At 66.5% G+C, this 26,598-nt stretch carries 24 protein-coding genes; 3 read left to right on the plus strand and 21 right to left on the minus strand.

Annotated elements, in window-relative coordinates; genetic code table 11:
- Nucleotides 1-37: 37 nt before the first annotated feature.
- The 21 genes from ACEN9Q_RS17075 to ndk all read right to left on the minus strand — a co-directional run bounded on the left by ACEN9Q_RS17075 (nucleotide 38) and on the right by ndk (nucleotide 22,892).
- On the minus strand, nucleotides 38-2,302 hold the full coding sequence (locus tag ACEN9Q_RS17075; protein ID WP_495625400.1) for an ATP-binding protein: 2,265 nt from the start codon (nucleotides 2,300-2,302) through the stop codon (nucleotides 38-40).
- A 78-nt stretch (nucleotides 2,303-2,380) separates the two neighbouring features.
- Nucleotides 2,381-3,625, minus strand: a complete 1,245-nt coding sequence (locus ACEN9Q_RS17080) for a glycosyltransferase (RefSeq protein WP_495625401.1) — start codon at nucleotides 3,623-3,625, stop codon at nucleotides 2,381-2,383.
- A 68-nt stretch (nucleotides 3,626-3,693) separates the two neighbouring features.
- Entirely contained in the window at nucleotides 3,694-4,530 is an 837-nt protein-coding gene (locus tag ACEN9Q_RS17085) for a helix-turn-helix domain-containing protein (protein ID WP_495625402.1), read from the minus strand.
- Nucleotides 4,531-4,544: 14 nt separating this feature from the next.
- Nucleotides 4,545-5,024 (minus strand): FKBP-type peptidyl-prolyl cis-trans isomerase, encoded by a 480-nt coding sequence (locus ACEN9Q_RS17090; protein WP_495625403.1) that lies wholly within the window; start codon nucleotides 5,022-5,024, stop codon nucleotides 4,545-4,547.
- Between the two features lie 19 nt (nucleotides 5,025-5,043).
- Nucleotides 5,044-5,640: a MarC family protein gene (locus tag ACEN9Q_RS17095; protein WP_056441798.1), complete on the minus strand. Its 597-nt coding sequence runs from the start codon at nucleotides 5,638-5,640 to the stop codon at nucleotides 5,044-5,046.
- A 293-nt stretch (nucleotides 5,641-5,933) separates the two neighbouring features.
- Nucleotides 5,934-6,476: a phosphoribosyltransferase gene (locus ACEN9Q_RS17100; protein ID WP_056441795.1), complete on the minus strand. Its 543-nt coding sequence runs from the start codon at nucleotides 6,474-6,476 to the stop codon at nucleotides 5,934-5,936.
- A 35-nt stretch (nucleotides 6,477-6,511) separates the two neighbouring features.
- On the minus strand, nucleotides 6,512-7,822 hold the full coding sequence (locus ACEN9Q_RS17105) for an adenylosuccinate synthase (protein WP_056441791.1): 1,311 nt from the start codon (nucleotides 7,820-7,822) through the stop codon (nucleotides 6,512-6,514).
- Nucleotides 7,823-7,825: 3 nt separating this feature from the next.
- Nucleotides 7,826-8,980 carry an ATP phosphoribosyltransferase regulatory subunit gene (locus tag ACEN9Q_RS17110; RefSeq protein WP_056441788.1) on the minus strand — a complete coding sequence of 385 codons (1,155 nt, stop codon included), beginning with the start codon at nucleotides 8,978-8,980 and terminating at the stop codon, nucleotides 7,826-7,828.
- 192 nt (nucleotides 8,981-9,172) lie between these two features.
- Complete coding sequence (hflC, locus tag ACEN9Q_RS17115; protein WP_495625404.1) at nucleotides 9,173-10,051, minus strand: protease modulator HflC; 879 nt, start codon at nucleotides 10,049-10,051, stop codon at nucleotides 9,173-9,175.
- Nucleotides 10,051-11,433: an FtsH protease activity modulator HflK gene (gene hflK, locus ACEN9Q_RS17120; protein ID WP_495625405.1), complete on the minus strand. Its 1,383-nt coding sequence runs from the start codon at nucleotides 11,431-11,433 to the stop codon at nucleotides 10,051-10,053. Before hflK ends, hflC begins: the two co-directional genes overlap by 1 nt.
- A gap of 3 nt (nucleotides 11,434-11,436) precedes the next feature.
- The gene (gene hflX / locus ACEN9Q_RS17125) at nucleotides 11,437-12,600 is read right to left on the minus strand and encodes a GTPase HflX (RefSeq protein WP_056442280.1); all 1,164 of its coding nucleotides are present in this window, start codon (nucleotides 12,598-12,600) and stop codon (nucleotides 11,437-11,439) included.
- A 29-nt stretch (nucleotides 12,601-12,629) separates the two neighbouring features.
- Nucleotides 12,630-12,866 (minus strand): RNA chaperone Hfq, encoded by a 237-nt coding sequence (gene hfq, locus ACEN9Q_RS17130; protein WP_036168820.1) that lies wholly within the window; start codon nucleotides 12,864-12,866, stop codon nucleotides 12,630-12,632.
- A 366-nt stretch (nucleotides 12,867-13,232) separates the two neighbouring features.
- The gene (gene der / locus ACEN9Q_RS17135) at nucleotides 13,233-14,570 is read right to left on the minus strand and encodes a ribosome biogenesis GTPase Der (RefSeq protein WP_495625406.1); all 1,338 of its coding nucleotides are present in this window, start codon (nucleotides 14,568-14,570) and stop codon (nucleotides 13,233-13,235) included.
- A 6-nt stretch (nucleotides 14,571-14,576) separates the two neighbouring features.
- Nucleotides 14,577-15,731, minus strand: a complete 1,155-nt coding sequence (gene bamB / locus ACEN9Q_RS17140) for an outer membrane protein assembly factor BamB (protein ID WP_056441778.1) — start codon at nucleotides 15,729-15,731, stop codon at nucleotides 14,577-14,579.
- A 110-nt stretch (nucleotides 15,732-15,841) separates the two neighbouring features.
- Entirely contained in the window at nucleotides 15,842-16,492 is a 651-nt protein-coding gene (locus tag ACEN9Q_RS17145; protein WP_495625407.1) for a YfgM family protein, read from the minus strand.
- A 63-nt stretch (nucleotides 16,493-16,555) separates the two neighbouring features.
- The gene (gene hisS / locus ACEN9Q_RS17150; RefSeq protein WP_495625408.1) at nucleotides 16,556-17,902 is read right to left on the minus strand and encodes a histidine--tRNA ligase; all 1,347 of its coding nucleotides are present in this window, start codon (nucleotides 17,900-17,902) and stop codon (nucleotides 16,556-16,558) included.
- A gap of 120 nt (nucleotides 17,903-18,022) precedes the next feature.
- A complete protein-coding gene (gene ispG / locus ACEN9Q_RS17155; RefSeq protein ID WP_056441769.1) occupies nucleotides 18,023-19,303 on the minus strand; it encodes a flavodoxin-dependent (E)-4-hydroxy-3-methylbut-2-enyl-diphosphate synthase in 1,281 nt (426 codons plus the stop codon).
- A gap of 28 nt (nucleotides 19,304-19,331) precedes the next feature.
- Nucleotides 19,332-20,354, minus strand: coding sequence for a RodZ domain-containing protein (locus ACEN9Q_RS17160; protein WP_495625409.1), 1,023 nt, complete (start codon nucleotides 20,352-20,354; stop codon nucleotides 19,332-19,334).
- A gap of 10 nt (nucleotides 20,355-20,364) precedes the next feature.
- The gene (pilW, locus tag ACEN9Q_RS17165; protein WP_056441763.1) at nucleotides 20,365-21,177 is read right to left on the minus strand and encodes a type IV pilus biogenesis/stability protein PilW; all 813 of its coding nucleotides are present in this window, start codon (nucleotides 21,175-21,177) and stop codon (nucleotides 20,365-20,367) included.
- Nucleotides 21,177-22,349, minus strand: a complete 1,173-nt coding sequence (gene rlmN / locus ACEN9Q_RS17170; protein ID WP_495628964.1) for a dual-specificity RNA methyltransferase RlmN — start codon at nucleotides 22,347-22,349, stop codon at nucleotides 21,177-21,179. Before rlmN ends, pilW begins: the two co-directional genes overlap by 1 nt.
- A gap of 117 nt (nucleotides 22,350-22,466) precedes the next feature.
- Nucleotides 22,467-22,892, minus strand: coding sequence for a nucleoside-diphosphate kinase (gene ndk, locus ACEN9Q_RS17175; RefSeq protein WP_047824070.1), 426 nt, complete (start codon nucleotides 22,890-22,892; stop codon nucleotides 22,467-22,469).
- A gap of 257 nt (nucleotides 22,893-23,149) precedes the next feature.
- Between ndk and ACEN9Q_RS17180 the strand changes: the two genes are divergently transcribed.
- The 3 genes from ACEN9Q_RS17180 (at nucleotide 23,150) to ACEN9Q_RS17190 (ending at nucleotide 26,324) form a co-directional block, all read left to right on the plus strand.
- Nucleotides 23,150-23,833 carry a Bax inhibitor-1/YccA family protein gene (locus ACEN9Q_RS17180; RefSeq protein WP_495625410.1) on the plus strand — a complete coding sequence of 228 codons (684 nt, stop codon included), beginning with the start codon at nucleotides 23,150-23,152 and terminating at the stop codon, nucleotides 23,831-23,833.
- Nucleotides 23,834-23,892: 59 nt separating this feature from the next.
- Nucleotides 23,893-24,231 (plus strand): hypothetical protein, encoded by a 339-nt coding sequence (locus ACEN9Q_RS17185; RefSeq protein ID WP_056441754.1) that lies wholly within the window; start codon nucleotides 23,893-23,895, stop codon nucleotides 24,229-24,231.
- 89 nt (nucleotides 24,232-24,320) lie between these two features.
- Nucleotides 24,321-26,324, plus strand: coding sequence for a TonB-dependent receptor (locus ACEN9Q_RS17190; protein WP_056441751.1), 2,004 nt, complete (start codon nucleotides 24,321-24,323; stop codon nucleotides 26,322-26,324).
- The last annotated feature ends 274 nt before the right edge of the window (nucleotides 26,325-26,598 follow it).

The following is a 26,598-nucleotide window of genomic DNA, read 5'->3' on the forward strand; positions in this document are numbered from 1 at the left end:
GCGGCCGCGCGGCGCGGCGCATGGCGCCGGCGCCCCGTCAAAGCGGCGGCATCGCGTTTGCGGTCCGGTAGCGCGCCACGAAGGCGGCCAGGCCCTTCGAGTGGTAGCCCTGCGCCAATGCGTGCAGGCGATTCGCGAACGGCGCATAGGCCGGATCGAGCGACCGCAGGTAGTCCGCGTGCTCCCTGATCTTGCGCATGTTGCCGATCCGTGCCAATTGCCAGAGTTCCTCGATCTCCTGGGCCGGCGGGGCGACCAGGGCAGCGTCATCCTCGGCGTCCGGGGTGAGCGGTTCCTGCGGCGGTTCTCCGACAATCCAGTTCAGCGACAGTTGCAGGCCGATGGTGCGGAGCAGGATATCGTGTTCGACCGGCTTGGCGAGAAAGGCGTCGGCGCCGGCGTCGCGGCATCGCGCTTCGTCTTCCTGGCTGGCGCTGGCCGTCACGGCGATGATCGGGACCTTGTCCCATGCCGGCATCCGGCGTATCCGGCGCGTCGTTTCATTGCCGTCGATGACAGGCATCATGACGTCCATCACGATCAGGTCGGGCCTGAAGCTGTCGAGCAATACCAGGCACTCCAGGCCGTTCTCGGCCCCCGCCACGATGAATCCCACCGCTTGCAGCAGGTCCAGCAGCATCGCGCGATTCTGCGGGACGTCGTCGACGATGAGCAATCGCTTGAGCTCGCCTTCATAGCCGACGATGGCATGCTGCGACGGCTGGATGGTCGGGCTGCCGGCGGCGGCCGGCGCCGGGATGTCGAACCAGAACGTGCTACCCTTGCCCGGTTCGCTGGCGACGGCGATGTCGCCGCCCATGAGGTGCACCAGTTGCTGGCTGATGGCCAGGCCCAGGCCAGTACCGCCCTCGCGCCGCTGCTTGTCGGCCACCTGTTCGAAAGGATGGAACAGGCGTCCGAGTTGTTGCGCGCTCATGCCGATACCGCTGTCGGCCACTTCGAAGCGCAGGCGCAGGGTGTCCGGTTCGTCGGCGGGCGGTGCCGCCATCACGCGCAAGGAAACCGTGCCGCGATCGGTGAACTTCACCGCGTTGCCCAGCAGGTTGAGCAACACCTGGCGCAAGCGCGTCTCGTCGATCGTCACCACGGGCGGCAGGTCGGCCGCGAGCTCGTAGCTGAACGACAGGCTTTTTTCCGCGGCCTTGACGCCCATGATGTCGACCACCACCTGCAGGAAAGCGCCGAGATGGACGGCGGCCGGATGCAAGACCATCTTGCCGGCCTCGACCCGCGCCAGGTCCAGGATGTCGTTGATGAGGGTGAGCAGATGCTGGCCGCTCTCATGAATCGTGGCCAGGCCGGCGGCCTGCCGATCGGTCAACTGGTGGCGGTCGCGCCGCAGCAGCTGGGCATAGCCGATGATGGCGTTGAGCGGTGTGCGCAATTCGTGGCTCATTTGCGCCAAAAAATTGCTGCGCTGGCGCGCGAGCCCGACCGCCTCGGCCAGCGCCGCCTCGCGCGCCGCCTCGGCCGCCTTGCGTTCCCGTGCGATGGCGTCCAGATGTTCCAGGCGCGCATTACTGACCGACAGGCTGGCGCGAAAATGCAGCAGGCCCAGCGACAGGCCGAGAATGCCGCAGCCGATCCACGCGGACACCAGCCACATGAGAAGCGCCGTCTGCGAGATCCATTTGCCGCGAAACTGGAGCGACCGCAGCTCGATCGTGATCAGTTGTCCCGGTGGGACGGCATCCGTCGAGATTTCCACGGCCGTCACGTGGTCCAGCCGCGGATAGCTCTTGGACAGCGGAACGTTGTACAAGGTTCGCCACCAGTCCGCCGTGCGCAGGACATTGACTGGAATCGTGAAGGTGGGCTGGGCGGGAAGTTCGATGCGGGCTTCGTTGAACCGCTGCGAGTTCCAGTTGCCCAACCGGGAAAACTCCGGCTCGAAATTCAGGACATGAAGCTTGATCAGTTGCGGGGGCCGCGCTGCCGAATAGCGCAGATCGAACGCAATCGTGTCGAATCCGGACAGGTCCACGCCCTTGCCCGGCGCGCCCAACAGGAATTGCACCTTGCAGAACGGGTACGTGGCGCTCGCCCCCAGCGCGCAGTGCAGGATGATGGCATCCCTGGTGCGCACCAGCGAGGCGACCGAATTGCCGTGCATGTCCTCGCGGTCGTCGGTGAGCCGGACACCGTGCGGTTGGCGTGGGGAAATCTCGACGGTCCGGATCATCCCGACATGCTGCCAGACCAGCAAGGCGGGCGTCGCCACCACCAATAAGATCACCAGGTAATAACTTATCGTCGTGCGGCGGGAGAGCGACTGATTCATCTGAAGACCGACAGGTTCTTGCACTGGCAATCAGGCAGCGGAGTTTCAGTATATACCCAAGATATACCCAGGAGGTCGTCAGCCGTCCAGCCGGCGCGCGGCGCCGCCCAGCAGCCGGTCGACGGCCGTGCGCACGCCGTCTTCGTGCAACATCGCCTGCGCCGTGCGCCGCGCCGCCGCGCACATGCCGGGTGCCGACGCGGCGGCGACCGCCTGCACCAGCCGCGCGCCATCGAGCCTGGCCGCCGGACACGTCGCGGCGATCCCCCGTTCGGCCATGCGCCGCGCCCAGAAGAACTGGTCGCCGGCGAACGGCACGACGACGGACGGCACGCCCGCGCGCGCGACCGCGTGGCTGGTGCCGGCGCCGCCGTGGTGGACGACGAGCGCCGTGCGCGGAAACAGCCAGTCGTGCGGCGTATCGCCCAGCACGAACACGCCGGGCGGCAGGCGCGCCGGATCGATGCCGCTCCAGCCCGGGTGGAACAGCACGCGCCGCCCTGCGGCAACGGCGCCGACGGCATCGATCAGCGTCGCCTGGTCGATGCCGGCCATGCTGCCGAAGCCGATGTAGACGGGCGCGGGACCGGCGCCGAGAAAATCCAGCAGTGCCTGAGGCGGTTGCCAGCCCTGCCCTGCCGGCAACGCCCAGGCGCCCGTGATGTCGACGCCGGCCGGCCAGTCGGCCGGGCGCGCCAGCAACGTCGGGGAGCAGCCGTACAGCATCGGCACGTCCCGCCACGGACGCCGCCGCGGCGCGGCGCCGAACACCTGCCTGCGCGCGCGGTTCAGTTCGGGGCCGAACATGGACCACGCGAGGCGCTCGAACGCGCGATGGGCCAGCAGGTTGGCCCAGCCGGGCAGGCGATACATGGGCAGGAACGGCGGCGCGAATGCGCGCGTGGGTGTCATCGGCCACATCGCGGCGCCGATGCACGGGATGCCGAGACCTTCCGCCACCGCCAGGCCGACGAAGCCGGCGAGGCCCGAATACACGAGCGCGTCGCTGCCCTGCGCGACGGCGCACGCCGCTTCCATCCACGGCCGCGTGTGGTCGCGCGCGAGGGCGGCGCAGGCACGCATGAGGCGCGTCATGTCGGCGCCGTCCTTCATCAGTGCGCCGAACGGGCCGCCGGGCAGGAACGCGGCGCGCATGTCGCCGGGCAGCACGGTGAAGGGAATGCCGAGCGCCTGCGCGTGCGGCGCCCCGGCCACGTCGGCCAGTACGTGCGCCGCGTGGCCGCGCGCGATGACGTCGCGCGCCAGTGCCAGCAACGGCCGGGTGTCGCCGTCGGTGCCGTAGGTGAGAAAGGTGATGTGCATGTCGTGCCTCGTCGTGGAAGGCACGATTGTGGCCGGCGGCATTCGTGCCGGCTTGAATAAACCCGACATCAGAGCCGATAGGGCCAGTACTCGCGGTCGGTGTCGATGTGCTCTTCCAGCCGCGACGGCGGCAGGCCGGCGAGCTGGCGCAGTTCGCGTGCCATGTGGGCCTGGTCGGCATAGCCCAGTTCCGCGGCGAGGTCGGCCAGCGTCCGGGCGGGCGCATCCGGATCGCGCAGCGCGACCACGGCCGCGTTCATGCGCTGCAGGCGGCGCGCCTGCGCCGGGCTCAGGCCGACGCGGGACCGGTACTGGCGCTGGGCCTGGCGTGCGCCGATGCCCAGTTCAGCGCCCAGCGCGGGGACGGTCGCGGCGCCGTCCGGCGCGGCCATGCGGCGCAGGCTGGCGCCCAGGTCCGCGTCCCAGCGGGCGCGCACGGCCCGCCAGCGTTCGCCCAGCCGCGCTTCGATCCAGGCCAGTTGCGCGGCCTCGTCGGCGCAGGCGCGCAGCGCGCGCGGCCAGTCGGCCCAGCCGGCGTCGAGAAGCTGGTCGGCCGGGTCGTTGCGGTCCTGCAGCGCGGCCGGCGCGAGGCCGGTCAACAGCGCGAACGCGTCCGGATACAGCACGACGCCCAGCGTGCGCAGCGGCGCCAGCGTCAGCGACGCGACGGGCCGCGTGCGCGGTCCCGAGACGACCCAGTCGGGCAAGGCGCGCAGTGTGCCGTCGGCGCCGGGCAGCGCGACGGCGCCCTGCGTGAAAAAGTTCAGGCTGCAGTACACCATCGCCGGAAACCGGTTCAGCTGGGGCTGCGCCGGCGGCCACGGATCGTCGAGGGTCGACACGAAACCGATGCCGTGCACGGCCTCGGCCAGCTCGCCCTGCGGCGTGTGCATCCAGGCCCGCATGACCGGTTGCGCCGTTATTGCACGTCGAGCAGCTCGACGTCGAAGATCAGGTTGGCGTTCGGCGGGATCGGGCCGGCGCCGTCCGCGCCGTAACCCAGCGACGCGGGAATGACGAGCGTGCGCTTGCCGCCCACCTTCATGCCGTCGACGCCCTGGTCCCAGCCGGAAATGACGCCGCCGCTGCCGAGGCGGAACGTGAACGGTTTGCGGCCGATCGAGCTGTCGAACTGTTCGCCGTGGTGCTGCGGCGCGTCCGGCAGGTACATCCAGCCCGTGTAGTTGACGGTGACGATCTTGCCGGCCGTGGCGACGGCGCCCGTGCCGGCCGTCGTATCGATCTTCTGGAAGGCGACCGGCGCCGTGTCGACCTTGACCTCCGCCGGTGCCGACGCGGGCCCGGACGCGGACGTTTCGTTCGAACGCTTGCAGGCGGCCAGGGTGAGCGTGAGGGTCAGCGCGAGGCCGAGGGAGCAGACGCGGAACATCGTGTTCATGTTGGATTCCTTGTTGAAGTCAGAGGGTCTTGACGAAGGCGCGCACGCCGCCCAGCAGCATTTCGATCGACATCGCCGTCAGGATCAGGCCCATCAGGCGCTCGAACGCCGTCATGACCTGCGTGCCCAGCACGTTCTGCAGGCGTTCGGCGCCGAGGAAGACGGCCAGCCAGATCACGGCCACAAACGCCAGCGCGGCCACGTGCACCATCACTTCCTCGATCGAGCCCGAGGTGAACAGCAGCACGGTCGCCAGCGCGGACGGCCCGGCCAGCGCGGGAATCGCCAGCGGCACGATGAACGGCTCGCCGCCCTCGCTGCGGCCCAGCACGCCGTCCGGATGCGGGAAGATCATGCGGATGGCGATGATCAGGAGGATCACGCTGCCGCCGATGCGCAGCGAGATGTCGGTCAGCTGCAGCGCGGCCAGGAAGTGGCGGCCGAAGAACATGAAGAGCAGCAGCAGGACGAAGGCGATGGCGCATTCGCGGATCACGATGCGCGGGCGGCGGGCCGGGTTGACGTCCTTCAGCGCGGTCACGAACAGGGGGACGTTGCCGAAGGGGTCCGTGACGAGCAGCAGGAGGATGAAGGTCTGGAAGAAGCTCTTGGTCATGTGGGCGTTGTTATTGTTTTTGCGACCACCGATATTAACCGATCTATACATGTCGTGGTCCGCCCGCGTTCGGTGGGCGGACCGTACGGTGGCCCCGTACCCACGCGCCGCGGATCGTAGGGTGGGCACCCTGTGCCCACGCGTTCAAGCGGCGTTGGCGACGTCGAATCGTATCTCGTCCACGCGAGCGCCCGTTCAACGCGCGGGCGGATGACCGCCCATCCCACGGAGGCGCCAGAAATGAAAAAGGCGGCACCGCGGCGCCGCCCTTCTCTTTTCGCAGCCGCCGTGGATCAGCTCTGCTCGAACTTCTTCAGCCACGACGTCAGCTGATGCGGACGCAGGCCGTCGTAATCCTCGAACGGCTGGTGGATCCACGGATTGTGCGGCAGGTCGACCAGGTGGTAATCCGGCTTGATCGACGACGTGCCCTTGACCCAGATGACGGCCGAACGCACTTCCGACACGTCGGAATAATTGTCCTTCAGGTGCTCGCGCACCTTGCGCAAGGTGACGCCGGAATCGGCCAGGTCGTCGACCAGGAGGATGCGGCCGGCCAGCGGGCCCTTGGTCATCGTCATGTACTTGGCGATGTCCAGGTCGCCCTGCTTGGTGCCCGCTTCTTCGCGGTACGAGCTGGTCGACAGGATCGCCAGCGGCACGTCGAAGATGCGCGAGATCGCGTCGCCCGGGCGCACGCCGCCGCGCGCGAGGCACAGCACCATGTCGAACTTCCAGTTCGATTCGTAGACCTTGAGCGCCAGGCGCTCGATCAGGCGGTTGTATTCATCCCAGGAGACCCACAGGTCCTTGTCGCTCGATGAAGGCGTCGTCATTTTGGATTATCCCTAGTTTCTGCTTGTGGCGGACATCACGCTGCGAACGGGTGGCGCAGCACGATGGTTTCTTCGCGGTCCGGACCGGTCGACACCATGTCCACCGGAATGCCGACCAGTTCTTCGATGCGCTTGATGTAGGCGCGGGCGTTGGCCGGCAGGTCGTCCATCGACTTGGCGCCGACGGTCGTGCCGGTCCAGCCCGGCATCTCTTCGTACACCGGCACACAGGCGGCAGCTTCTTCGGCGCCGACCGGGAAGATGTCGACATCGCGGCCGTCGATCTTGTAGCCGGTGCACAGCTTCAGCGATTCCAGGCCGTCCAGCACGTCCAGCTTGGTCAGGCACATGCCGGTCACGCCGTTGATCTGCACGGAGCGGCGCAGCAGCGCGGCGTCGAACCAGCCGCAGCGGCGGGCGCGGCCCGTCACGGTGCCGAACTCGTGGCCGATGCGCGACAGGTGCTCGCCCACGCCGGCGTCCGTCGGCAGCTCCGACGGGAACGGGCCCGAACCCACGCGGGTCGTGTAGGCCTTGGTGATGCCCATGATGTAGTGCAGCATGCTAGGCCCGACACCCGCACCGGCGGCGGCATTGCCGGCCACGCAGTTCGACGAGGTGACGAACGGATAGGTGCCGTGGTCGACGTCCAGCAGCGAACCCTGCGCGCCTTCGAACAGCAGGCTGCCGCCCGCCTTGTGCGCGGCGTACAGCGCGGACGACACGTCGCCGACCATCGGACGCAGGCGCGGCACGAGGGCCATCGCGTCGTCGAACACCTTCTGGAAGTCCAGCGCCTCGCCGCCGAGGAAGCCGGTCAGCACGAAGTTGTGGTACTCCAGGTTTTCGCGCAGCTTCTCCGCGAAGCGGGTTTCGTTCAGCAGGTCGGCGATGCGGATCGCGCGGCGCGCGACCTTGTCTTCGTAGGCCGGGCCGATGCCCTTGCCCGTCGTGCCGATCTTGTTCACGCCGCGCTTCGCTTCGCGCGCGACGTCGATGGCGACGTGGTAAGGCAGGATGACCGGGCAGGCTTCCGAGATCTTGAGGCGCGACGCGACTTCGATGCCGGCGGCTTCCAGCTTGTCGATCTCGCGCATCACGTCCGGCACGGACACGACGACGCCGTTGCCGATGTAGCAGGCCACGCCTTCGCGCATGATGCCCGACGGGATCAGTTGCAGCGCGGTCTTCTGGCCCTTGATCACCAGCGTGTGGCCGGCGTTGTGGCCGCCCTGGAAACGCACCACGCCGGCGGCATGGTCGGTCAGCCAGTCGACGATCTTACCCTTGCCTTCATCGCCCCACTGGGTGCCGATGACAACGACGTTCTTAGCAGTATTTGACATCACTTAACCTAAGTTTTTGAGAATCCAATTTCCTTGTTCGAGGACGAGCACACGGTCGCACTCGAACTCGTCCTGTACATTGTCGTGACCCGGCATGGACTGGATCACCACTTCGCCGCTCTTGCGCAGTGCGGCGATTTTTTCGCGCAGCTCGGGCGCGTTGCCCCACGGGGCACGAATGGAATGCTTGCGCTCGGCCGTCGGCAGCAGCCGCGCCAGTTCGCGCAGGTCGAGCGAGAAACCCGTCGCCGGACGCGCGCGGCCGAAGGCTTCGCCGACGTGGTCGTAACGGCCGCCGCGCGCGACCGCGTTCGGCAGGCCCGGCACGTACAGCGCGAACATGGCGCCGCTTTCGTACTGGTAGCCGCGCAGGTCGGCGAGGTCGATGGCGATCTGCGCGCGTCCCAGCGCCGAGCCGGCCAGCGCGGCGAGTTCCGCCAGCGCGCGGGCGATGCCCGGCAGCGCCGGCAGCACGTCCTTGGCGCGCGCGAGCACGTCGATGTCGCCGTACAGGTTCGGCAGTGCCAGCAGCGCGGCGCGCGTCGGTGCGTTGTAGTTCGCCGTCGCTTCTTCGAGGCCCGGGACGTCCTTCGAGCGCAGCAGCGAATACAGCAGCTGCTCGTCGCGCTTGGCGGCGGCATCGTCAAGCAGGATGGCGCGCAGCACGCCGACGTGCGACAGGTCCAGGCGCGGCTGCTCGAAGCCCGCCAGCGCGAGCGATGCGAGGGCCAGTTCCTGGATCTCGGCGTCCGCTTCGAGGCCGGCGTGGCCGTAGATCTCGGCGCCGATCTGCAGCGGCTCGCGCGTGGCGTGCAGGCCGGAGGGCTGCGTGTGCAGCACGCTGCCGGCATAGCACAGGCGGGTGACGGTGTCGCGGTTCAGGAGGTGCGCGTCGATGCGGGCGACTTGCGTCGTCATGTCGGCGCGCAGGCCGAGCAGGCGGCCGCTCATCGAATCGACGAGCTTGAAGGTCCGGAGATCGGTATCCTGTCCGGCGCCGGCCAGCAGCGAATCGACGTATTCGAGCAGCGGCGGCATCACGAGTTCGTAGCCGTAGGTACGGAAGGTGTCGAGCATCAGGCGGCGCAGCTCTTCGATCTTGCGCGCTTCGGACGGCAGGACGTCGGCGATATTCTCGGGCAGGAGCCAGGTGGGCATGGGCAAAGCGGGTCGGATTATTAAAGGTCGGACAACATTCGGGCGGCGTGAACGCGGCTTTGCACGCGTCCACTGCGCCGAATCGACGATTTTAACCGAAAACGCCGGTCCGTTGGCGATGAAACGGAAGCCAACGTTGTCGTTATTCCACGTAGGATACGTCGGCGGTGTGCCCACCTTTTTGCGCCGCGATTATTTTCCGGCGCCGGGGCCCTTGAAATACTTGAAGAACTCGGAACTCGAATCCAGCACGATCACGTCGTTGCGTCCCTTGAAGGTGGCCTTGTAGGCTTCCATCGAGCGATAGAACCGGTAGAACTCCGGATTCTTGCCGAACGACTTGGCATAGATCTGCGATGCCTGCGCATCGCCATCGCCCTTGATCGTCTCGGCGTCGCGCTGGGCGTCGGCCAGGATCACGCTGCGCTGGCGCTCGGCGTCGGCGCGGATCGTTTCCGCCTCGGCCACGCCGGTCGCGCGCAATTCGTTCGCCACGCGCACGCGGTCGGCCTTCATGCGTTCGTACACGGCGTTGTTGACCTGGTCGACGAAATCGATGCGCTTCAGGTGCACGTCGACGACCTCCACGCCCAGGTCGCGCACGCCGGGCACCAGGTCGGCACGCACGGCGTCGGCGACGTCCGCGCGCTTGCCGCCGGTCAGCACGTCGGCCAGGTTGCGTTTGCCGATCTCGGCCGTGAGCGCATTGCGCACGAGCTGGGTCAGGCGCTCGCCGCCGCGGTCGGCGTTGCTGCCGATGGCGATCACGTACTGGCGCGGATCGACGATGCGCCATTTGATGAACGCGTCGACGAGGAGGTCCTTCTTTTCCGCCGTCATGAAGCGGTCGCCGTCCGGCGTGTCGAGCGTCTGCAGGCGCTTGTCGAGGTAGACGACGCTCTGGAACGGCCGCGGCGCCTTGAAGTTCAGGCCCGGTTCCTTGATCACTTCGCGCAGTTCGCCGAGCGCGTACACGATGGCGTAACGGTGCTGGTCGACGACGAACACGGACGACGACGCCAGCGCGACGACGATGGCGGCCCCGATCAGGGCGGCTAGCAGGCGGCTCATCAGCGGCTCTCCCGTTCGCGGCCCGTGTCGCGGCTGCGCAGGTCGCGCGTGCGATTCGATTCGCCGTTCGATGCTTCCGGCTGGGCTGGCGTGGCCGACGGTTGCGCTTGTTGCGGCTGTTGCGCCGGGTTCTGCGGCGGCGCCATCATCGGGCCGGAGCCCGATCCGCGCGCGGCCTCGTTGGCCGTCGACTGGGCCAGGAGGCGGTCGAGCGGCAGGTAGATCTGGTTGGTGCCGGCCTTGGTGTCGATCATGACCTTGCTGGTGCTGGAAAGGACTTGCTGCATCGTCTCGATATACATGCGGTCGCGCGTGACGGCCGGCGCCTTGGCGTACTCGGCCACGATCTTGTCGAAGCGCGCGGCATTGCCGGTCGCGACGCTGACGACGCTGGCGCGGTAGGCTTCCGCATCCTGCAGCAGGCGCGCGGCGCGGCCCTTCGCCTGCGGCAGGATGTCGTCGGCAAAGGCCTGCGCTTCGCTGCGCGAGCGGGCGCGCTCTTCCTGCGCCTTGCCGGCATCCTCGAACGCGGCGGCGACCTGGTCCGGCGGCTGCACGGACTGCATCGTCACGCCGACGATGTCGGCACCGAGCTTGTAGCGGTCGGCCATGCGCTGGATCGCTTCGCGGGCCTGGGCGGCCAGCTTGTCGCGGCCGTCGTACAGGACAGTGTCCATCTTGTTCTGGCCCACGAGCTCGCGCACGACGGTCTCGGCGGCATCACGGACGGTCTCGACCTGGTCGCGGTTGTTGAACACCCACGCGACCGGGTCCTTGATCTTGTACTGCACGGAGAACTGGACGTCGACGATGTTCTCGTCGCCCGTCAGCATCAGCGCCTCGCTCGGCTGCTTGTTGCGCACGTTGGCGCGGTAGCCGATCTCGGCGGTCTGCACCTGTGCCGTGTTGACGGTCTCGTGCGCCTGGAACGGCGCCGGCCAGCGCCAGTTGAAGCCGGCCCCGGTGACGTGCGACAGGCGGCCGAACGTCGTGACGATACCGACCTGCCCTTCCTGCACGATGAACGCGCCGCTGGCGAGCCAGATCAGCACGACGATCGCGCCGACGACGGTGGCCGTCAGGCCGATGCCGCGCGCGTCCGGGCGGAACGAGCCGCCGTCGCCGCCGCGCTTGCCGCCGAACAGGCGGTTGAGGCGCTGGTTGAAGTCGCGCCACAGCTGGTCGAGGTCGGGCGGACCGTCGCTGTCGTTCTTGTTGTTCGGACGGCGGCCTTCGTTCGATTTCGGTTTGTGGCCCCAACGGGGCGGTGCGGCGGGCCGATCATTGAGGGACAACATGGGGGCGCCGGCCTTGCGCGCGCCGGCGTGACGACCGATCGGCGCCAGCCGCGCGCCGATCCGTTTGATCAGAGAAACAAGCATAGACTAGTGTGGTCCGGGATGGGGAGTCGCGGGCAGCAGGTCGGCATGCGCGAAGCCGGCTTCCTCGCCTTCCTGCTCGTCGGCGTTCGGTGCGGCGGCGCCGCTTCCGGCCGCTTCGGCGATCGCGTCGCGCAGCAGGTCGAGGCCGGCGCCGCTCCTGGCGCTGATGAAAACGCGGCTGATCTTACCATATTCATCACGCTCGATCCCGGGCTCGAGGCCCGCCGCATCGATCTTGTTCCAGACGAGGATCTGGGGAATATGGTCGGCGCCGATCTCGCGCAGGACCTCGTTGACCTGCTCGATCTGCTCCATCCGCACGGGCGATGCACCGTCGACGACGTGCAGCAGCAGGTCGGCGTGGATGGTCTCTTCCAGCGTGGCGCGGAACGCGGCGACCAGCTGGTGCGGCAGTTCGCGCACGAAACCGACGGTATCGGACACGACGACGTTGCCGACGTCCGCACCGAGGTACAGCCGGCGCGACGTCGTGTCCAGCGTGGCGAACAGCTGGTTCGCGACGTACACCCCGGCCTTCGTCAGGGTGTTGAACAGCGTCGACTTGCCGGCGTTGGTATAGCCGACGAGCGACACGGAAAACGTCTGGTTGCGCCCGCGCGAACGGCGCTGGGTCTCGTGCTGCTTGCGCAGCTTGGTGAGGCGGGTGCGCAGCATCTTGACGCGCTCGCCGATCAGCCGGCGGTCGGTCTCGAGCTGGGTTTCGCCTGGGCCGCGCAGGCCGATACCGCCCTTCTGCCGCTCAAGGTGGGTCCAGCCGCGGATCAGGCGCGTGGCCAGGTGCTGCAGCTGGGCCAGCTCGACCTGCAGCTTGCCCTCGTGGCTCTGGGCCCGCTGGGCGAAGATGTCGAGGATCAGGCTGGTGCGGTCGACCACGCGCACGTTGAGGCGCCGCTCCAGGTTGCGCTGCTGGGCGGGCGACAGGGCGTGGTTGAAAATGACGATCTCGACCTTGTCGGCCAGGCAGGCCTGCGCGATCTCGTCGGCCTTGCCGCTGCCGACGAAATACGCGGGATCGGGACTGTTGCGCTTCGCAGTGATCGTGGTGACCGGTTCGGCCCCTGCCGAGCGTGCCAGCAGGGCCAGTTCTTCCAGGCTGGCCTTGAAGTCGCCAGCGTTGAAATCGATACCGACCAATGCGGCGCGCATGGTGTTGCCGGAAACGTCAGCCATCGACCTCACTCGGCGTCTTGCTCGAGGTTGAGGTTGACGGCGCGGGCCGGGACGACGGTGGAGATAGCGTGCTTGTAAACCATCTGGGTGACCGTGTTACGCAGCAGGACCACGTACTGGTCGAAGGACTCGATATGGCCCTGGAGCTTGATCCCGTTGACCAGGTAGATCGAGACAGGGACGTGCTCTTTGCGCAAGGCGTTGAGGAATGGGTCTTGTAACAGTTGCCCTTTGTTGCTCATGACAGCTCCGTGATGTTGTTGTCGTATAAAAATTGTGGCGGGATGCCGGATTTCAAGTGGCTGCGCCAACATTCTCAAGCTGTGAATGTTCGCCCAGGCTAACTGTAACCTGTTTTGCTCTTTTTTGTCGTACCGCTATGGTTAAACCTGGCTTAAAAACACCCTGCCGTGCCGGAAAATTTCACGATGTACGGATTTATTCGCGTAGGGTGGGCACCCCGTGCCCACGCGGACGTCGGCGTTACGCGGACGCCGGCGTTACGCGAGCGTCGCGCCGGCGCGAGCGACGTGGTGCGTGCGTCACGCGTCACGCGTGGGCACGGCCAATGTGACGCACGCGTCACGCGTGGGCACGGGGTGCCCACCCTACGGCTTGGCGAATGGGTTCTTGCCGCTGCGCAGTTCGATCCTGAGCGGCGTGCCGATCAGGTCGAACGTGTCGCGGAAATGCTTTTCCAGGTAACGCTTGTACGGTTCCGTGATGCCATCCAGCGCATTGCCGTGGATGACGATGATGGGCGGATTCTGGCCGCCCTGGTGGGCGTAGCGCATCTTCGGACGGGTGCTGCCCTTGCGCTTCGGTTCCTGCTTCTCGATGGCTTCCTGCAGCGCGCGGGTCAGGCGCGGCGTCGACAGATTCGCGGTCGCCGCGGCGTACGCCGTGTCGATGGCCTTCATCAGGTGGTTGATGCCGGTGCCCTTCAACGCCGAGATGAACTTCATCTCCGCGAAGCCGAGGAAATCCAGCTTGCGGTCGATGTCGTTCTTGACCTGGTCGCGCTGGTCGGACGTGAGGCCGTCCCACTTGTTGACGGCGACGACGAGCGCGCGGCCCGTCTCCAGGATGAAGCCGGCGATGTGCGCGTCCTGCTCGGAGATGTCCTGCTGGGCGTCGAGCATCAGCACGACGACGTTCGCCTCCGAGATCGACTGCAGCGTCTTCACGACCGAGAATTTCTCGATCGCCTCGAACACCTTGCCGCGGCGGCGGATGCCGGCCGTGTCGATCAGCGTGTAGTTCTTGCCGCCCTTCTCGAACGGCACCTCGATCGAGTCGCGCGTGGTGCCCGGCATGTCGAACGCGATCACGCGCTGCTCGCCGACCAGGGTGTTGATCAGCGTGGACTTGCCGACGTTCGGCCGGCCCACGAGGGCGATCTTGACGCCGTGGTCGGCCGGCTCCAGTTCCTCGGCTTCGGCGGGGCGCTGCTGCACGGCTTCGTCGATGGCCTCGTTGACCAGATCCAGCACGCCGTCGCCGTGGGCGGCGGAGATCACGTACGGATCGCCCAGGCCCAGCTCATAGAAATCGGCCGTGACCGAGGTGTACTTCATGCCCTCGCTCTTGTTCACGACCAGCATGACCTTGCGGCCCGACTTGCGCAGGAAGTCCGTGATGGTCTTGTCGTGCGGGGTCAGGCCCTGGCGGCCGTCGACGATGAACATCACGACGTCCGCCTCGGCGACGGCCTGGCGCGTCTGCAGCGCCATTTCGTGCATGATGCCTTCCTTGGCGACCGGCTCGAAACCGCCGGTATCGATGACCAGGAACGGCCGTTCGCCCATGCGCCCTTCGCCGTAGTGGCGGTCACGCGTGAGGCCAGGCAGATCCGCCACCAGCGCGTCGCGCGAGCGGGTCATGCGATTGAATAAGGTCGACTTTCCGACGTTGGGACGACCTACGAGTGCGATTACCGGCTTCATTGAATCTTATTCGACCGCGATTGCGGTCACGGTTCCATTTTGTGTTTGAAAAATCAGGTTCGAACCGACGACCAATGGCGTCGTTTCGATGGCGCTGCCGTCGGTCGCGGCACGGGCCAGGAAGGCACCGTCCTCGCGCGACAGGAAGTGTACATAACCCTGGTAGTCGCCGACGGCGACGGCGCGGCCGTACGACACCGGCGTGGACAGGCGGCGGTAGGCCAGCTTGTCGTTCTTCCATGCGCTCGTGCCGCTGTCGCGGTTATACGCGAACATGGCGCCCTTGTCGTCCGGGACGAAGACGAAACGCTGGTCGGCGGCCACGCCCACTTCGGACGAGATGTCGCGGGTCCAGCGCGGGCTGCCGGTGGCCAGGTCGAAGCAGCCGACGCGGCCCTGGTACGAGACGGCGCACACGTCGTTGTCGATCACGACCGGCGTGCCGCCCATGTCGGTGACGCGCTCCAGTTCCGTCGCGCCGTGCGCCACGCCCACTTCGATTTCCCAGCGCGGCGCGCCGGTGGCGAGGATCAGCGACATCAGCTTGCCGCCCGGCTGGGCGATCAGCACGTCCTTGTCGTGGATGACCATGCCCGGCGCCAGGCGCAGCGTGAGCGCGGGCGCGGTGCGCTGCACGGTCCACTTCTTCTGGCCGGTCTTGGCGTCATACCCGTTGATGCGGTTGTCGATGCTGCGCGCGACGACGATGCCCTCGCCCACGACCGGCGACGACAGGATCTCGGAGGACAGCTGGGCATCCCACAGCTTCTTGCCGTCCATGTCGAACGCGAGCAGCTTGCCCTTGGCGCCGCCCAGCACGATGACGTTGCCGTCCGTGCCGACGCCGGCCGTCAGGTCCATGCCGGCCTTCGTGCGCCAGATCTGGCGGCCCGTGGCGGCTTCCGCGCGCACGATGGTGCCGTCGCCGCCGGCGGCGACGATGGTGTTGTCGGCGATGGCCGGCGAGAACATATAGCTCTGGGACTTGCCGACTTCCAGCTTCCACGCCGTGCGCACGGCCATCGAACCCTTGAGGTCGACCAGCGGCGCGGGCTGGTTGCCCTTCGGTTTGGACGCGAACGGATTCAGCGAATGCATGGTGGAGCAGCCCGTCATCAGGGCGAGGACACCGACACCAACGAGCTTGCGGCTAATACGCATATTCTTCTTACCTTGTTCTGTGAGTACTGCAAACGTACACGCAACGAGTATCAACGTCGTCCCCGCGAAGGCGGGAACGACGGTCATTCTTACGCAACCACGAGCTTAACTTACGCAGCGGCTTTCTGCGCCGGCGCGCCACCGATCGCATCCAGCTTGACCTGCACGACCTGGCGGCCCGGATGGTTCTTCTCCATCTTGTCGAGCGCGGCCTGGTAGGCGGTGCGGGCGTCGGCCAGCTTGTTCTGCGCGACGAAGACATCGCCCTTGCGGTCCTGCACCTCGGCCGCGAACTGCGCCGGGAAATCGCCGTTCAGCAGCGCGAGCGCCTGGTCGTAGGCCTTCTCGTCCAGCAGCACGCCGGACAGGCGCAGCCTGGCGATCGCCTTGTATTCGTCGTCGCCATGATCGGCCGCCCATTGCAGCTGGGCCTTCGCGGCCTTGAGGTCGTTCGCGTCGAACGCGGCCTTGGCGGCCGCCAGCGCGGCCATCGGGGCGTAGGCGGTCGAGCCGAACTTGTCCTCGATGTCGCTCGTGAAGCGCTGGACCTTGGCCTTGTCGCCCGCCTGGATCGCCGCCGTCAGGCCGTCGTACAGGCCGGACGCTTCCGCGGCCTGCGTGCGCTGGTGCGAGTTCCAGAAGTTGTAGGCGGCATAGCCGCCCAGCGCGAGGATCAGCACCCAGCTGATGAGGTTACCAAAGCGGTCCCAGAAGGCCTTGAAATTGGCTATCTGTTCCTGTTCTTCGAGATCGTATGCCATGGACGTCGGTCTTTGTCTTATCGTTGGTTGAGAAGGCCCCCGCGCGCCTGCGCGGGTTCGGGGTTATGGATGGTAGTGCACGTGATCGTGGTCGTGATCATGGTCGTGTCCGCCCACGATCTGGTCGACGATGAAGTCGACGGCTTCGTCGAACGGCACGCTGGACTGCTGCTGGCCGCCATCGGCGTCGCGCAGCGCCTTCACGGCCACGACGTTGTTGGCCACTTCGTCCGCGCCGATGATCACGGCGAACGCGGCGCCGGAACCGTCGGCCTTCTTCATCTGGCTCTTGAAGCTGCCGGCGCCGGTCGGCGTCGCGCAGTGCAGGACGACGTCGAGGCCGGCGTCGCGGATGCGCTCGCCGAGGATGAACGCCTTCATCTGCGCGTCCGCGCCCTGGTGCACGAGGTAGACGTCGCACTGGGCCGGTTCGGCCGGCTCGCCCTGCGCCTTCATCAGCTCGATCAGGCGCTCGATGCCCATCGCGAAGCCGATGCCCGGCGTCGCCTTGCCGCCGAACGTCTCGATCAGCGGATCGTAGCGGCCGCCGGCGCAGACGGTGCCCTGCGCGCCCAGCAGGTCGGTGACCCACTCGAACACGGTGCGGTTGTAATAATCGAGGCCGCGCACGAGGCGCGGATTGACCGTGTACTGGACGTTGTTGGCGTCCAGGATCTGCTTCAGGCCCTCGAAGTGCGCGAGCGATTCGCCGCCCAGGTAGTCGAGCAGCTTGGGCGCGGCGTTGACCAGGTCCTGCATGGCCGGGTTCTTCGTGTCCAGGATGCGCAGCGGGTTCGCGTGCAGGCGGCGCTGCGCTTCGGCGTCGAGCACGTCGATGTTCGCTTCGAAGTAGGCGATCAGGTCGGCGCGGTGGCGCTGGCGCTCCTCGGCGTTGCCGATCGAGTTCAGTTCCAGGCGGATGTCATCCAGGCCCAGGTCGTCCCACAAACGGCGGCACAGCATGATCAGCTCGGCGTCGATGTCCGGACCGGAAAAGCCGATGGCTTCCGCGCCGAACTGGAAGAACTGGCGGTAGCGGCCGCGCTGCGGACGCTCGTGGCGGAACATCGGGCCCTTGTACCACAGGCGCTTGGGGCCGTCGTAGGCAAGGTTGTGCTCGATGACGGCGCGCACGACGCCGGCCGTGCCTTCCGGACGCAAGGTCAGCAGGTCGCCGTTCATCGAATCGGTGAAGGAATACATTTCCTTTTCGACGATGTCGGTGACGGCGCCGATGGCGCGCGCGAACAGGCCCGTTTCCTCGACGATGGGCGTGACGATCTTCTGGTAGCCGTAGCTCTTGAGCACGGATTCCGCGGTGTTTTCGAACAATTCCCACAGCGGCGCGTCGGCCGGGAGGATGTCGTTCATGCCTTTGATGGCGACAATCTTTTCTTTTTTATCGGACATTTCTATTTCTTCCTTCGCACCGCTCAAAAACCGTCGTTCCCGCGCAGGCGGGAACCCAAGTTCTGCGTGCGTCACGATAGCGCGTGCAAACTTGGGTCCCTGCCTGCGCAGGGACGACGATTATGCAGTCTCAGCCTGCTTCGAATAATTCTTCTGTACGTAATCGAGCACGATCGTCTTGAATTCATCCACGATCCGCTCGCCCCGCAGTGTAGCGACCTTTTGCCCATCCACAAAGACCGGCGCCGCCGGCGATTCGCCGGTGCCCGGCAGCGAGATGCCGATGTTCGCGTGCTTCGATTCGCCCGGACCGTTCACGATGCAGCCCATCACGGCCACGTTCATCGCTTCCACGCCCGGATAGGTCTTCTTCCATTCCGGCATCTGCTCGCGCAGGAAGGTCTGGATGTTGTCGGCCAGTTCCTGGAACACGGTCGACGTCGTGCGGCCGCAGCCCGGGCAGGCGATCACCATCGGGGTAAATTTACGCAAGCCCATCGTCTGCAGGATTTCCTGGCCGACGACGACTTCCTTCGTGCGGTCCCCGCCCGGTTCCGGCGTCAGCGAGATGCGGATCGTGTCGCCGATGCCTTCCTGCAGCAGCACGGACAAGGCCGCGGTCGACGCGACGATGCCCTTGCTGCCCATGCCCGCTTCCGTCAGGCCCAGGTGCAGCGCGTAGTCGCAGCGGCGGCCCAGTTCGCGGTAGACGGCGATCAGGTCCTGCACGCCGGACACCTTGCACGACAGGACGATCTGCTCGCGCCGCATACCAAGCTCCTCGGCGCGCTGCGCGTTCTCGATCGCCGACGTGATCAGGGCTTCGTACATGACGGACTGCGCGCTCCACGGCTGCGCGCGCGCGGCGTTCTCGTCCATGATGCGCGCCAGCAGCGCCTGGTCCAGGCTGCCCCAGTTGACGCCGATGCGCACCGGCTTGTCGTACCGGATCGCGGTTTCGATCATCTGGGCGAACTGGGTGTCGCGCTTGGCGCCCTGCCCCACGTTGCCCGGGTTGATGCGGTATTTCGACAGCGCCTGCGCGCACTCCGGATAATCGCGCAGCAGCAGGTGGCCGTTGTAGTGGAAGTCGCCGACGAGGGGGACGTCGACGTCCATCCGGTCGAGCTGTTCGCGGATCGCCGGCACGGCGGCCGCGGCTTCCGGCGTGTTCACGGTGATGCGCACGATCTCGGAACCGGCGCGCGCCAGTTCCTTGACCTGGATGGCGGTGCCGATCGCGTCGGCCGTATCCGTGTTCGTCATCGACTGCACGACGACGGGGGCGTCCCCGCCGACCATCACCTTGCGTGCGCCGTGCTGCACGAGCACGCCGCGGCTGGCGCGGCGCGGCAGCGGGCCGGAACCGATCGGCGCGTTGGCGTTGTTCGAAAAAGTCATCTCTATGTGTTCCGTTTATTGCACGCTTTTACTGGAGATTCACGCGCGACAGCGTCTTGCCCGGCACCGGCGGCAGCGCGACGGCGCCGCCGCGCAGCGTGGCCGTGACACCGGCCGGATTGCCGACCGTCATGCGCACCGGCTGCTCGACGTTGACGGTCTCGGTGCTGCCGGCCTTGACGAGGCGCGACAGCAGCGGCGCGCCGCCCTTGGCCGGCCGTACTTCGATCCACGAGTCCTGGCTGACGTTCAGTACGAGCGCGTTGGCGCCCGCCGGGGCGGCGGCCGGCGCGGCCTGTGCGGTCGTCGCGGCCGGCGCTGCCGGTGCGGCGGCCGGCGTGGCAGGTGCCGCGGGGACGGTCGCCGGCGGCGCGCCCGTCGCGGTCGTGCCCGGCACGTTGACGACGGCGCCCGGCGCGGCATTGTTTGCGGCCGTGGCAGGCGGCGCGGATGCGGCGGCGCCCGGCACGGAAATCAGCGGTACGGCCGGATTCTGCAGGGGCTCGACGGCGTTGCCGTTGGCGGTCTCGGCGACACCGTGCGCCGCCGGCGCCGTCACGCTCGTCGCGGCCATTTCGCCACGCGGGGCGCCCGGGATGAGGCCGAAGTGCCACGCGGCGGCGGCCGCCACGACGACCACGACCGCGCCCGCGATCCAGCCCAGCGGCAGGTTCGAACGTTTGCCGTGGCTCGGGAACTTGGACTCGGAGAACGAGGCCGGGGTCGGACGCCGGTTCGCCGTGACGGCGCTCGTGTCGGGCGCGGGCTCGGTCTCCATCGCGATCTGTGCCACGAGCGGCGCCGGATCGACCTTCACCAGCTTGGCATAGGCCCGCACGAAGCCGCGGGTCACGGCGGGGCTGGGCAGCGCGGCGTAATCGCCCGCTTCCAGTGCGATGACCTGGCGCACGGCCAGTTTCAACTGGTCGGCCACCTGTTCGACGGACCACCCCAGCGCCTCGCGCTGCGCGGCCAGGGCCTGGCCCGGGACGCCGCGCACGGGCGGTTGGTTGTCGGGCGTCGCCGGCTGATCTGCACGCTCGGAACTCATTGTCGTTGTCTCACTCACTAAATGCACCGCGCTCGAACGCCGCATACTCGGGCGAACCGGGGAAGCGCTTGCGCAGCTGCGCCGCCAGCGACGCTTCCGTGTCCCGGTCGCCGAGCATGTGCTTGACCCGGATGGCCAGCCACAGCACGTCGGCCGGCAGCACGTCGAGCTTCGCTGTCTCCGTCAGGCGGTTAATGAAAAACCCGGCGCGGGAATAATCGCGCCGCTCGAAATACACCCGTGCCAGTCCGGCGCTCGTGGCCGGCAGGTCGGGATCGTAACGCAAGGCGTCGAGCAGATAGCGCTCGGCCGCGTCGACATTCTTCATCTTCAGGCTGCAATTGCCCGCGTTGACCATGGCTTTGACCGGCGACACGTAGTTCGGATTCTTCAGCGCCGTTTCGAAATAGCCCATCGCCTCGCGCGGCTTGCCGCCGGCTTCGCACAGGAACAGCCCGTAATTGTTGGACAGGTCCGGATTGCCGGGCGCCAGGCGCAGCGCATGCCGGTAATTCTCGTCGGCGAGGACGTTCTCGCCCATCGCCGTGTAGATCAGGGCGCGCACGCCGTATGCATCGGCGGCGTCCGGATTGGCGGCGATGGCCCGCTTCACCTCGTCCAGCGCGACGTCGTACTTGCGTTCCTGGTAATAGCCCACCGCCAGTTGCAGGCGGATCTGGGCGCGTTTTTCCGCGGCCGTCTGGTCGGACAGCGTCTTGAGCTCGTGCGTATCGCCCGCCAGGCCGTCGTTATTGCCGGCGCAGGCCGACAACAGCAGCGGGAAGGCGAGCGCGCAGGCCAGGCGTCCGGACAGCCGCGGCATCAGGACGCGATCTCCACGATCTTGCCGAAGTCCGGGCCGAATTTTTGCTGGTATTCGGCCATCTTGCTCATGCGCTCGTTCACGCGGGTACGGTCCTTGACCTCGCCCGCCAGCTGGCCGCAGGCGGCGTCGATGTCGTCGCCGCGCGTCTTGCGGATCGTGGTGACGAGGCCGGCATCCATCAGCACCTGGGCGAACGCCTTGATGCGCGGGTTCTTCGAGCGCACGAGGCCGGATTCCGGGAAAGGATTGAACGGAATCAGGTTGAACTTGCACGACACGCCCACCACCGGGTCGTTGACGAGGGCGACGAGTTCGCGCGCATGCTCGTCGGTATCGTTGACGCCGTCCAGCATGCAGTATTCGAACGTGATGAAGTCGCGCGGGGCGAATTCGAGGTAGCGCCGGCACGCGGCCATCAGCTCGCGCAGCGGGTATTTCTTGTTCAGCGGGACGAGCATGTCGCGCAGCGGATCGTTCGAGCCGTGCAGCGACACGGCCAGCGCCACCGCGCATTCCTGGCTCAGCTTGTCCATGTTCGGCACCACGCCCGACGTCGACACGGTCACGCGGCGGCGCGACAGGCCGTAGGCGTTATCGTCCAGCATCAGCTTCAGCGCGGTGACGGTCGGGTCGAAGTTCAGCAGCGGCTCGCCCATGCCCATCATGACGACGTTCGTGATCTGGCGCTCGCCCTTCGGACCCGGCTCGATGCCTTTCGTGCGGCGCAGTTCGAACTCGGCCATCCACAACTGGCCGATGATCTCGGCGACCGAGAGATTCCGGTTGAAGCCCTGCTTGCCCGTCGAGCAGAAGCGGCAGTTGACGGCACAGCCGGCCTGCGTGGAAATGCACAGCGTGCCGCGTGTCTCTTCCGGGATGAACACGGTTTCGACGGCGTTGCCGTTGCCCACGTCGACCAGCCATTTGCGCGTGCCGTCGCTCGACGTGTGGTCGCTGATGATGGCGGGCGAGCGCACTTCGGCGCGCGTCTTGAGCTTTTCGCGCAGCGATTTCGCCAGGTCCGTCATGTCGTCGAAGTCGGCGACGCCGAACTGGTGGATCCAGCGCTGCAGCTGTTTGGCGCGGAAGGGCTTCTCCCCCAACTCGGCGCAGTAGGCGACGAGCTGCGCGGGATCGAAGTCCAGCAAGTTGGTGAGAGTTGCCATGATTGAATCCTGTGCCTTCAAAATAAGTTCCGCCCGCCGGGCTCCGGGAGCGTGGGCGAGCGGGATACTGCGATGTTAAGCCAGCTTGCGCCGCTCAACGAAAAAAATTTGCTACGAAGATTAACGCGAGTAGACGTTCAGTGCCGGGAAGTAGTAAGCGATCTCGACAGCTGCGGTCTCGGCAGCGTCCGAACCGTGCACGGCGTTGGCGTCGATCGAGTCGGCGAAGTCGGCGCGGATGGTGCCCTTGTCGGCCTTCTTCGGATCGGTTGCGCCCATCAGTTCGCGGTTCTTGGCAATCGCGCCTTCGCCTTCCAGCACCTGGATCATGACCGGGCCCGAGATCATGAAGTCGACCAGATCCTTGAAGAACGGACGCTCTTTGTGGACAGCGTAGAAACCTTCGGCTTCGGCGCGCGACAGCTGGGCCATACGGGCAGCGACGATCTTCAGGCCTGCGCCTTCGAAACGGCTGTAGATTTGGCCGATCACGTTTTTAGCGACTGCGTCAGGTTTGATGATCGACAGGGTGCGTTCGATTGCCATTTAAAAACTCCAATAAAAAGAAAGGTTTAAATCGAGATTTGGGAACTCAATCAACCTTCTATTTTACCATACATCCTTCATGCTACCGATATTGCGCCGCGCCGACGCCGGATGTTAGAGTGTCATCGATAGACCTCGTCCATTCGGGCGCCGCTTATGCAAGGCTTAAATCTTGCGTTTCCGGCACACCCACCCCTGTTGACGGCGGGACCAGACCCCATATGGGGAGCAAAGCGATTTCTTCCAACGGAGGCATTATGATTCCCAGCCTGCAAAAAACCTACGACGTCCCGGCCACCCGCGCCACGCGTCACCGCGTCCTGCGCAATACTTATTGGCTGCTGGCCCTGTCCATGGTCCCGACCGTGTTCGGCGCTTACATCGGCCTGCAGATGGCCCTGCCGATCTTTGCCGGCGGCATGGGCGTGCTGCTGTTCCTCGCCATCGCGTTCGGCTTCATCTTCGCGATCGAGAAGACCAAGAACTCGGCGGCCGGCGTACCGATCCTGCTCGCCTTCACGTTCTTCATGGGCCTGTGGCTGACCCCGCTGCTGCGCTACACGCTGCACTTTTCCAACGGCGGCACCCTGATCATGACCGCGTTCGCCGGCACCGCGGTCGTGTTCGCGACGATGGCGACCATCGCCACCGTCTCGAAGCGCGATTTCTCGGGCATGGGCAGCTGGCTGTTCGCGGGCGCCGTCGTCGTGATCCTGGCGGGCCTGGCCAACATCTTCCTGCAACTGCCGGCGCTGATGCTGGTCGTGGCGGCGATGGCGATGGTGATCTTCTCGGCCCTCATCCTGTTCGACGTGAACCGCATCGTCAACGGCGGCGAAACCAACTACATCAGCGCGACGCTGCGCATCTACCTGGACATCTACAACGTGTTCACCAGCATGCTGCAACTGCTGGGCATCGGCTTCGGCAACCGCGACTGATCTTTACGCATCGATAACGAGCCGGCCCGCGGGCCGGCTTTTTTTCGTACAATACCCGCATGTCCCGTAGCCTGGTCCACGTACTGCTGTCGCTGTTGCTGCTCGTTTCGCAGCAGCTGTCGCTCGGCCACGGCTATACGCACTGGGCCGAGATCGACGAGACGCTCGTCCGGCAGGCCGCGGCCGGCGACGGCGGCGGCAAGCTGCCCAAGCCGGGCTTGCACGACCTGTGCGGCCAGTGCGCGGCCAGTGCCCAGATCGCCTTTGCGCTGCCCACCACGCTGCGCCGGTTCGTTCCGGCCAGACTCGCCTACGCCGCCCCGGTCGTACCGGCCACCCCGGGCATCTGCCTGCTCACGGCCTGCCCGTTCCAGTCGCGCGCCCCGCCTCAAGCCTGATAACGCATCCATTGTTTGTTGTTCCGCACCGCCCGGCACGTCCCGGCGGTGCGGGCCGTTATCCATCCGCTTGAGGTTTTAAAAAGATCATGAAAATCGAACGTACGCTGCTCGCCAGCGCGCTGCTGCTCGCCTTCCACCCGGCCGTCCGCGCGGCCGACGACCAACAGACCATCAACGAAGGCAAGATCCAGCAGGTCGTCGTCACGGCCAGCCCGCTGCGCAACGGCGAAGGCGACCAGATCCTGACGCCGGCCAAGGTGCTCGCCGGCGACGAACTGCGCGACAAGGTCGGCAGCTCGCTGGGCGAAACGCTGCAGAACGAACTGGGCGTATCGGCCTCCGCGTTCGGGGCCGGCGCGTCGCGCCCCATCATCCGCGGCATGGAAGGGTCGCGCGTGAAGATGCTGGAAAACGGCATGGCGACGTCGGACGTGTCCGGCCTGTCGAACGACCACGCCGTCGCGTCCGAAGGCGCCGTGGCGCGCCAGATCGAGATCCTGCGCGGCCCCGCCGCCCTGCTGTACGGCTCGGGCGCCATCGGCGGCCTCGTCAACGTCGTCAACGAACGCATCCCGACGGCGCTGGAACCCAGGCTCACGGGCCAGGTCGAGACGCGGCTCAGCACCGTCGACGACGGCAAGGACATGTCCGGCACGCTGGACGGCGCCGTCGGCAAGCTCGGCCTTCACCTCGACGGCAATATGCGCAACACGGACGATTACCAGATCCCCGACCTGCGCGTCGTGAACGACCCGGCCTCGCGCATGAACCGCCTGCCGAATTCCGACACGAAGGAACGCAACATCGGCGTCGGCGGTTCGTACATCGACGACTGGGGCTATGCGGGCCTGTCGGCGTCGCACCTGACGAATTTCTACGGCATCCCGACGAACGAAGGCTCGCACATCAGCCAGCGCCAGAACCGCTACGACTTCGACAGCATCGTCAAGAACCCGCTCGACGGCCTCGAAAGCGCACGCGTCAAGGCAGGCTATACCGATTACCACCACACCGAACTGGACGACGGCGTCCCGGCCACGCTGTTCTCGAACAAATCGTTCGAGTCGCGCATCGAGCTCACGCACAAGCCGCTGACGAGCCTCGGCCTGCACGGCACGTTCGGCATGCAGACCGAAAACACGCACTTCTCGGCGCTGAGCGCGCAGGGCGGCCCGGACACCGTGCCCGTCACGCACTCGACGACGCAGGCCGCCTTCGTCGTCGAGGAATGGAAGCAGGGCCCGCTGCGCTGGAACGCCGGCCTGCGCTACGAAAACGTCGACCGCAAGCCGGTCTCCAACCGCGAGCGCAGCTTCGACCTGCAATCCGGGTCGATCGGCGCGCAGTGGCCGTTCACGAAGAACTATGCGTTCGGCACGACCCTGTCGTACGCCCAGCGCGCGCCCGCGACGGAAGAACTGTATTCGGGCGGTCCGCACGACGCCACGCTCACGTTCGACGTCGGCAATCCGGACCTGCACAAGGAAATCTCGCGCAACCTCGAACTGTCGCTGGCGAGGACGAGCGGCCTCCTGCGCTGGCGTGTGAACGCCTATCGCAACAACGTCAACAACTTCATCTACGGCCACATGACGGATGCGATGTTCGACGAGGACGGCAACCCGGGCGGCGGCTTCCGCCAGCGCCTGTTCCAGCAGGCCAAGGCCCACGTCCAGGGTGCGGAAGCGGAGATGACGTGGAACCAGATCGGCATGGGCTGGAACGGCCGCGTGTTCACGGACACCTCGCGCGGCTACCTCGACGATGCCGGCAACCTGCCGCTGCAGCCGGCCGACCGCGTCGGCGCCGCCGTCGGCTACCGCCAGCCGAACTGGCGTGCCGGCCTCGACTGGACGCACGCCCGCGGCCAGGAACGCCTCGCCGCGTTCGAATCGACGCCGACGTCGTCATATAACCAGGTCGACGCCAATCTGTCGTACACGCAAAAGCTCCAGAACATGGACCTGACGTACTTCCTCACGGCGAAGAACCTGCTGAACGAAGACATCCGCCTGTCGACGTCGCTGCTCAAGGACATCGCGCCGCTGCCGGGGCGGAACATCACGTTCGGCGTGCGCGCCAAGTTTTAATGGACGCGATCGGTTGAGACACGTCGGGCGGGCACCCCGTGCCCGCCCGACGATTCTGCCCTACGATTCTAATCTTGCTCCGCCTCGAGCCCACCAATCCGCGTGGGCACTGGGTGCCCACCCGCCCATCAGAATACGTATGGACGTCCCGTGCGCCACGCGTGCGGGACCTTCGCTATATTCTTGCCAGTGAACTCAATCCAATTGGCATAAGTACGAATTTGCCGCCCAAATGGTCCCGTGGAGACATTTTGTTCTCCAGATGCCAATGGAC

The sequence above is a fragment of the Massilia sp. Masssp93 genome, from assembly GCF_059491295.1.

Excerpts from the sequence above, each read along its gene's own strand:
- ACEN9Q_RS17075 (WP_495625400.1), bottom strand. The coding sequence starts at position 2,302 with ATGAATCAGTCGCTCTCCCGCCGCACGACGATAAGTTATTACCTGGTG.
- ACEN9Q_RS17080 (WP_495625401.1), bottom strand. The coding sequence starts at position 3,625 with ATGCACATCACCTTTCTCACCTACGGCACCGACGGCGACACCCGGCCG.
- ACEN9Q_RS17085 (WP_495625402.1), bottom strand. The coding sequence starts at position 4,530 with ATGCGGGCCTGGATGCACACGCCGCAGGGCGAGCTGGCCGAGGCCGTG.
- ACEN9Q_RS17090 (WP_495625403.1), bottom strand. The coding sequence starts at position 5,024 with ATGAACACGATGTTCCGCGTCTGCTCCCTCGGCCTCGCGCTGACCCTC.
- ACEN9Q_RS17095 (WP_056441798.1), bottom strand. The coding sequence starts at position 5,640 with ATGACCAAGAGCTTCTTCCAGACCTTCATCCTCCTGCTGCTCGTCACG.
- ACEN9Q_RS17100 (WP_056441795.1), bottom strand. The coding sequence starts at position 6,476 with ATGACGACGCCTTCATCGAGCGACAAGGACCTGTGGGTCTCCTGGGAT.
- ACEN9Q_RS17105 (WP_056441791.1), bottom strand. The coding sequence starts at position 7,822 with ATGTCAAATACTGCTAAGAACGTCGTTGTCATCGGCACCCAGTGGGGC.
- ACEN9Q_RS17110 (WP_056441788.1), bottom strand. The coding sequence starts at position 8,980 with ATGCCCACCTGGCTCCTGCCCGAGAATATCGCCGACGTCCTGCCGTCC.
- hflC (WP_495625404.1), bottom strand. The coding sequence starts at position 10,051 with ATGAGCCGCCTGCTAGCCGCCCTGATCGGGGCCGCCATCGTCGTCGCG.
- hflK (WP_495625405.1), bottom strand. The coding sequence starts at position 11,433 with ATGCTTGTTTCTCTGATCAAACGGATCGGCGCGCGGCTGGCGCCGATC.
- hflX (WP_056442280.1), bottom strand. The coding sequence starts at position 12,600 with ATGCGCGCCGCATTGGTCGGTATCGATTTCAACGCTGGCGACTTCAAG.
- hfq (WP_036168820.1), bottom strand. The coding sequence starts at position 12,866 with ATGAGCAACAAAGGGCAACTGTTACAAGACCCATTCCTCAACGCCTTG.
- der (WP_495625406.1), bottom strand. The coding sequence starts at position 14,570 with ATGAAGCCGGTAATCGCACTCGTAGGTCGTCCCAACGTCGGAAAGTCG.
- bamB (WP_056441778.1), bottom strand. The coding sequence starts at position 15,731 with ATGCGTATTAGCCGCAAGCTCGTTGGTGTCGGTGTCCTCGCCCTGATG.
- ACEN9Q_RS17145 (WP_495625407.1), bottom strand. The coding sequence starts at position 16,492 with ATGGCATACGATCTCGAAGAACAGGAACAGATAGCCAATTTCAAGGCC.
- hisS (WP_495625408.1), bottom strand. The coding sequence starts at position 17,902 with ATGTCCGATAAAAAAGAAAAGATTGTCGCCATCAAAGGCATGAACGAC.
- ispG (WP_056441769.1), bottom strand. The coding sequence starts at position 19,303 with ATGACTTTTTCGAACAACGCCAACGCGCCGATCGGTTCCGGCCCGCTG.
- ACEN9Q_RS17160 (WP_495625409.1), bottom strand. The coding sequence starts at position 20,354 with ATGAGTTCCGAGCGTGCAGATCAGCCGGCGACGCCCGACAACCAACCG.
- pilW (WP_056441763.1), bottom strand. The coding sequence starts at position 21,177 with ATGCCGCGGCTGTCCGGACGCCTGGCCTGCGCGCTCGCCTTCCCGCTG.
- ndk (WP_047824070.1), bottom strand. The coding sequence starts at position 22,892 with ATGGCAATCGAACGCACCCTGTCGATCATCAAACCTGACGCAGTCGCT.
- ACEN9Q_RS17180 (WP_495625410.1), top strand. The coding sequence starts at position 23,150 with ATGATTCCCAGCCTGCAAAAAACCTACGACGTCCCGGCCACCCGCGCC.
- ACEN9Q_RS17185 (WP_056441754.1), top strand. The coding sequence starts at position 23,893 with ATGTCCCGTAGCCTGGTCCACGTACTGCTGTCGCTGTTGCTGCTCGTT.
- ACEN9Q_RS17190 (WP_056441751.1), top strand. The coding sequence starts at position 24,321 with ATGAAAATCGAACGTACGCTGCTCGCCAGCGCGCTGCTGCTCGCCTTC.